This window comes from Seohaeicola saemankumensis (assembly GCF_021021435.1).
Classification (GTDB): Bacteria; Pseudomonadota; Alphaproteobacteria; order Rhodobacterales; family Rhodobacteraceae; genus Seohaeicola.
The window spans coordinates 1-6,030 of the sequence record NZ_JAINWI010000041.1 but is presented as its reverse complement, the minus strand read 5'-3'; the positions used below and the strand labels follow the sequence as shown (position 1 = coordinate 6,030).

Here is a 6,030-nt window from a genome sequence, read left to right as displayed (position 1 = left end):
AATCTTGCATGGAAGATCGGGCTTCTTGCGTCGTTTCCCCACCATTCTTCGTATGGAGGATCGCATGACACTCGATGAAATCAAAGCCGCGGTCGATGCCGGGCAGACCGTGCATTGGGCCAATACCGGCTACGTTGTCCACAAGGACAGGCTCGGTCAGTACCTCATCACCTATGTGCCGAACGGAAGCTGCATCGGTCTGACCGACCGGAGCGGGCAACGGTTGAACGGAAAAGAGGCCGAGTTTTTCATTGCGCGATTGGAGGACGGCGCGGAAAATTCGGGCAGCCAATCAAGACCAGACGGGCAGGGGAGGGGCGTAGCACCCGGAGGCGCGGGGCCTTCCCCCTCGGACGGCAGCTCTGACCCGTGGGCGGGGCTGAAAGGAAAGCAGGCTTTCTGATTTGTGATCCCTCAAGGGGTCGAGAAAGCAATCCCGGATGCGTTGGCAAGAACGTCAGGCACCGGCCAATCCAAAAGGAACCATCCCATGTTCGCAGGAACCCTCACCCGCAATGTCGAGACCGCAGCCGCTCAGTACACCGGCATGATCCACTCGACGCGCTTTGACATCGCCATCCAGTTGGAGGCGCGGGCCAAGATGTCCAAACGCAGCCCGGATTACGACGTGACTGCAGTCAACAAATCAGGCCGCAAGGTGCGCATCGGCACGGCCTGGAACGAGACCGGCAATACCAGCGGAAACCCTTACATCTCGATGCAGATCGATGTCGGCTTGGGCCCGTTCCGGGTCAATGCGGTGCAGACGAAAGAGGCGCGCGCGGCCCAAAGCGGCGAGTTCGAGATCATCCCGCTGGTCTCGAACGGCCTGATGAAATCCGGCTCGATCTCGGGCGAGCTCACCGCCATGGACGCCGACAACGCCTTCACGGGCTACATCGCCAACATGATGTTCGATCTGGAGTTCATACTGATCGAGAACAGCTACAAATCCGAGGAGACCCACCCGGATTACCGGATCGAGGTCAGCTCGCCCCGGGGCACACCGATCCGCGTCGGCTCGGCGTGGATGGCCAAAAGCAGCCGCACGGGCAATGACTACCTGTCGCTGCTGATCAACACGCCCGATGGCGACCTGCGCGTGAACGCCGTGCAGAACGAAGAACAGCGCGGCGGGCAGACCTTCTCGATCATCCCGTTCATTGACAGCGGTGAGCAGCCGCAGGACGCGGGCGCGGGGCTGTCGTTGGTCGCATGACTAACGCGCGAGATTAGACGATCCGCACCGAAAGGGGAGCCGTGGGATCACGGTTCCCCTTTTTCCATGTCCGTTTGCGTGAAGGACGCCACCCGCTTACGATCTGGTGTAAATGCGATACAATAATATATTATCGCAATATCGAGGGCGGGCGCGTGGCGGCTAGATCAGGGACGGTTCCATGGTTCGAGAGCTTTGATGTTGAGGCAGAGGTTGCAGATCTCCTCGCCCATATCGAGCGCTGCACCGCATTTGCGCTACCCGCCCGACAGCGCGCCGTCATCATGTCCCATGCAACGGCGAAGCTCGACAAGAACCGGCAGGCGTATTTGGACGCCAAGGCAGCAGGAAAGTCGGTATCCACCTCGCGGCGTGCGTATCTGACCGACCTGCAGGACACGATCTTCATGGCGATCCCGGAGGAGAACCTTGCGCTGATGCCGCTAAGCGAACAGGTCCTGAACGACCCTTCATTTTACGCGGACGCTATGCACAGTGCCGCTGCGATCAGCAGGGATGAGCTTTTCATGGCGTTGTCCTCATCGCTGAACGATATGACGGTCCAAGACGCTCGGGCGTTTGTCTCGAAGCTGTGGCACAGCACGATCGATGACAATGCCCGCAAATTCGCCGAAGCCCTGAAGCGCCCCGAGCGAGAACCGCAGCCCTTTCGTCCGGGGAACACCGTGTAAGATCGAGGCCGTTCTCTTGCCTTGGGCCTTTGCCAAGTTGGCCGCCTCAAACCCCCTTTCCCGGAGGTGGCATCCTGTGCAGCGTGCGGAAGCCGTTGAAGGCGTTGTGGTGACGTCTACTGTCGCCAACATGATGAACCGGGATCACATGCGCGCCTTCTTCCGGCGCGCCGCAGCGCTTGTCGCCTTTGTCGCACTGCTCTGGGCGATTCACCTCGTCAATTGGATCATCGGTTACGGCTTGAACCCGGCCTTCGGCCTGATCCCCCGGCACGTCAGCGGATTGGATGGCGTCATCGCCATGCCCCTCCTGCATGTAAGTTTCGCGCACCTGATGGCCAATACGCCGCCGCTCCTGGTGATGGGTGGGCTGCTGGTGGCCACGACCACGAGGGCCTTGCTGCCGGTGAACGCAGTGGTGATCGGCCTCGGCGGCGGACTCGTCTGGCTGTTCGGAAGCTCCGCCATCCATATCGGTGCGTCAGGGTTGGTCTTCGGCTGGTTTGGCTTCCTCGTCGCGCGCGGCTTCGTGGATCGCTCATTGATCACGCTGGGCGCGGCACTGGTGGTCGGTGTCCTCTATGGCTCAATTCTCTGGGGCGTTCTTCCGGGCCAACCCGGCGTTTCGTGGGAGGCTCATCTCTTCGGCGCTATCGCGGGCGCGGTCGCTGCAGTCCTTGTCCGGACGCATGTCCATGCGCCGCGCCTCGGCGGCGTCGATCTGGAATGAAACAGTACAATCGGCCCAGAGCGGAAGATCGGCCTTTCGTAGATCTTGCTTCGAAGCGGCCGCTCATGCATGGCGCAGCAAACGACGACGATCAGACACGGCGCAGCATCTGTCGGGTGATCGTCATGCCGGCGAGGAAGCAGACTTTCGATGGATTTGGGTCTCTCGGACCCGGAATCTCGCCAGCGAGCCACTGCCGCAAGGCGGATAGAATCTCAAATCGCCAGTCAAGCGCGATCGTAGTTATGCTGAACAGGTTCATATGATTGACATTGCGAAAGATTTTTACGACCCTGTCAATATGGGGACCCGCGAGCTCCCCACGAGGCGCCAGCCGAAGATCGCGTTCCTGTTTAACCCCGGCGACGGAGGAACGCACATGCCTGCGCCCAATGCCATTTCATCCGACAAACTTGCCCGTATCATCGGGACCCCACGCGCACCGCTCCTGCTAGACGTGCGGTCCGAGGAGGATTTCGCCGCTGATCCGCGCCTGTTACCCGGATCCATAAGGACTGACGACCGCGATCTTGCTGGACTTGCCTTCCAGCTTGGCGGGAAGACGTCCATCGCCGTCTGTCAGGCAGGCCATCGGCGCAGCCAAGGCACAGCCGCGATCCTGCGCGCCGAAGGCTGCACCTCGGAGTATCTCGATGGCGGGTTCGAAGCCTGGCGCTTGGCCGAGCTGCCGCTGATCGATCCCGCGAAGCTGCCCGCGCGCGACGCGCAGGGCCGCACCATCTGGGTGACACGGTCCCGGCCGAAGATCGATCGCATCGCATGTCCCTGGCTGATCCGGCGGTTTCTCGACCCACGCGCGGCAATCCTGTTTGTGGCGCCCGCCGAGGTGGTGGGCGTCGCCGAACGCTATAACGCCGCGCCCTTCGACATCGAGGACGTATTCTGGAGCCATCGGGAAGAGCTTTGCACATTTGACGTCTTGCTTGCCGAATTCGGCCTGAACATCCCCGCGCTCGACCGGCTCGCGACAATCGTGCGCGGCGCCGATACCGCCCGACTCGATCTCGCGCCCGAAGCTGCGGGGCTGCTGGCCGCGTCGCTCGGTCTGTCGCGCATGTTCTCCGACGATCTGGAGCAGTTGGACGCCGGGATGCTTCTCTATGACGCCTTCTACCGATGGGCACGGGACGCCACCGACGAGACCCACAACTGGCCCACCAACAAACCGAAGGCAGACTGATGCAGGACCGTGTTTATCCCACATTGGCCGAGGCCACCCGCATCTGGGCCCGCATCGGGCTCCTGAGTTTCGGCGGCCCCGCCGGACAGATCGCGCTGATGCACCGCATCCTGGTCGAGGAACAGCGCTGGCTGGGCGAGAAGCGGTTCCTCCACGCGCTCAACTACTGCATGCTGCTGCCGGGCCCGGAGGCGATGCAACTCGCCGTCTATATCGGCTGGCTCATGCATCGCACGCTGGGCGGGATTATCGCGGGCGTCTTGTTCGTACTGCCCGGCGTCGTGGCGATCATGGCGCTGAGCTGGATCTACGCGCTCTACGGCAATGTCGGACCGGTCGAGGCGCTGTTCTTCGGGCTCAAGGCGGCGGTGCTCGCGATCGTCGTGCAGGCCGTCATCCGCATTGGATCGCGCGCGATCAAGAACGGCGCGATGGTCGCTATTGCCGCCGCGTCTTTCGTGGCGATCTTTGGTTTCGCGGTACCGTTTCCGCTGATCATCCTGCTCGCTGGCATCATCGGCTTCTTCGGCGCGCGGGCGGGCCTGCCAGCATTCCATGGCGGCGGCGGACACGGCAAGGTCGGCAAGGTCCAGGTCGATGACGCCGATACGCTGCTGGGCGAGGAGTCACCCGATCACACACGGGTCAATCGGGCTTGGGCATTCCGCATCTCGAGGGTGTTCCTCGTGCTCTGGCTGGCCCCGATTGCCCTTCTGTTCGTCCTGCTCGGCCCTGCCAATGTCTTTTCCCAGATCGCCGGCTTCTTCAGTGTCATGGCGGTTGCGACCTTCGGCGGCGCCTATGCGGTGCTAGCCTACGTCGCGCAGGAGGCCGTGCAGAACTACGGCTGGCTCGCCCCCGGCGAAATGCTGGACGGTCTCGGCATGGCCGAGACCACACCCGGCCCCCTGATCATGGTCACGCAGTTCGTGGGCTTCATGGGCGCGTTCCGCGAGGCGAGTGGCCTGTCGCCCGTGATGGCGGGAACGCTGGGCGGACTTCTGACGACATGGGTGACATTCACGCCCTGCTTCCTCTGGATATTCCTCGGGGCCCCCTTCATCGAGCGCCTGCGCGACAACGCGCTCCTGACCGCCGCGCTGACCGCCATCACCGCAGCCGTGGTCGGCGTCATCCTGAACCTCGCTGTCTGGTTTGGGCTTCATGTGGTTTTCGACGAGGTAAGGACGATCGCATCCTTCGGGCTCGATCTCGATGTGCCTGTCTGGTCCTCGATCAATCTGGCGGCTGCGGCGCTGGTGCTTGGCGCCGTTCTGGCGGTGTTCCAGTTCAAGCTTGGCCCAGTGACGGTTCTAACTGGCTGTGCGCTGGCAGGGATGGCGCTCGCTGCCCTTGGCTGGACATGATGTCGTCGGCATGCCGGATAGGTGCGACCAGTTCCAGGAGAAATCCAAGGCCGTTTATCAGTGCGCTTTAGGATGGGCATATCGACAACCCGGCCTACGATACGCAACTTTGCAAACTCAGCTCATCCCGCCAACTGCCGCTATAGGGCGGCGGGATGGCGACTGGCTGCTAAAGCCATTGTCTGCGACTGCAATGCTGCAAGATCACAGTCGGCCTTCCGCCCATCACGTCGAATGCCTGGACAAGCAATCCCTATAGTCGGCAGCGTAGTTCCTGCACATCAACCGTGGCCAGAGCCTTACGGCCTCCCCTGCTCGGCTTCGCGTGTCGCAGGGGAGAACGGCCCTTCGGTCCGTCGCGCATTCGGCCATGCGGCCTCACCGCGGCGTCGCACCCGGCATCCCGGTTTGCCCGCCTCGCGAGCACGTCCCTCCCCGGCCGCTCCGCCGGATTGCGCTCTGGTCTGTTTTGGCCCGAGGCCAAAACGATCCCGCCGCTCCATCCGTCTTTCGCGTCCGGTCGGGCCGTTTGCCTGCTCGGGTCGGGCAAACCTACCGTCAAAACACACACACATGAGTGCGGAAGCATATCCTCCGGATGGCCCCCAAATCAGCCCGCGTCAAGGATCGCAAAACTTTTCGGCGAGGGCGGGGCCGGTGGCTTGGGGTGAACCCGTGCGTGAGCGCGCGCATGTGTCGGGTGCCGCGCGCAGAAAACTTTTGCGCCCGGCAAGCCGGCGGCTGCGCCGTCCCTGACCCGGGCAGATTCGGAAACCAGACATTCGGCCATGCCCCCACACTCACGTGGTGGCTCTATAACC

At 62.6% G+C, this 6,030-nt stretch carries 5 protein-coding genes and 1 pseudogene; all 6 read left to right on the top strand.

Going from position 1 to position 6,030, the window contains the following annotated elements; translation table 11 throughout:
• The first annotated feature begins 64 nt into the window (after positions 1-64).
• Positions 65-366, top strand: a pseudogene (locus K7H22_RS19675) (hypothetical protein).
• A 124-nt stretch (positions 367-490) separates the two neighbouring features.
• Positions 491-1,219 carry a DUF736 family protein gene (locus tag K7H22_RS19670; protein WP_230802507.1) on the top strand — a complete coding sequence of 243 codons (729 nt, stop codon included), beginning with the start codon at positions 491-493 and terminating at the stop codon, positions 1,217-1,219.
• 155 nt (positions 1,220-1,374) lie between these two features.
• Positions 1,375-1,911 (top strand): hypothetical protein, encoded by a 537-nt coding sequence (locus K7H22_RS19665; protein WP_230802506.1) that lies wholly within the window; start codon positions 1,375-1,377, stop codon positions 1,909-1,911.
• 148 nt (positions 1,912-2,059) lie between these two features.
• Positions 2,060-2,641: a rhomboid family intramembrane serine protease gene (locus tag K7H22_RS19660; RefSeq protein WP_230802509.1), complete on the top strand. Its 582-nt coding sequence runs from the start codon at positions 2,060-2,062 to the stop codon at positions 2,639-2,641.
• A 379-nt stretch (positions 2,642-3,020) separates the two neighbouring features.
• Complete coding sequence (locus K7H22_RS19655) at positions 3,021-3,842, top strand: chromate resistance protein ChrB domain-containing protein (RefSeq protein WP_230802508.1); 822 nt, start codon at positions 3,021-3,023, stop codon at positions 3,840-3,842.
• Entirely contained in the window at positions 3,842-5,209 is a 1,368-nt protein-coding gene (gene chrA, locus K7H22_RS19650; RefSeq protein WP_230802505.1) for a chromate efflux transporter, read from the top strand. Before K7H22_RS19655 ends, chrA begins: the two co-directional genes overlap by 1 nt.
• The last annotated feature ends 821 nt before the right edge of the window (positions 5,210-6,030 follow it).

Excerpts from the sequence above, each read along its gene's own strand:
- K7H22_RS19670 (WP_230802507.1), top strand. The coding sequence starts at position 491 with ATGTTCGCAGGAACCCTCACCCGCAATGTCGAGACCGCAGCCGCTCAG.
- K7H22_RS19660 (WP_230802509.1), top strand. The coding sequence starts at position 2,060 with ATGCGCGCCTTCTTCCGGCGCGCCGCAGCGCTTGTCGCCTTTGTCGCA.
- K7H22_RS19655 (WP_230802508.1), top strand. The coding sequence starts at position 3,021 with ATGCCTGCGCCCAATGCCATTTCATCCGACAAACTTGCCCGTATCATC.
- chrA (WP_230802505.1), top strand. The coding sequence starts at position 3,842 with ATGCAGGACCGTGTTTATCCCACATTGGCCGAGGCCACCCGCATCTGG.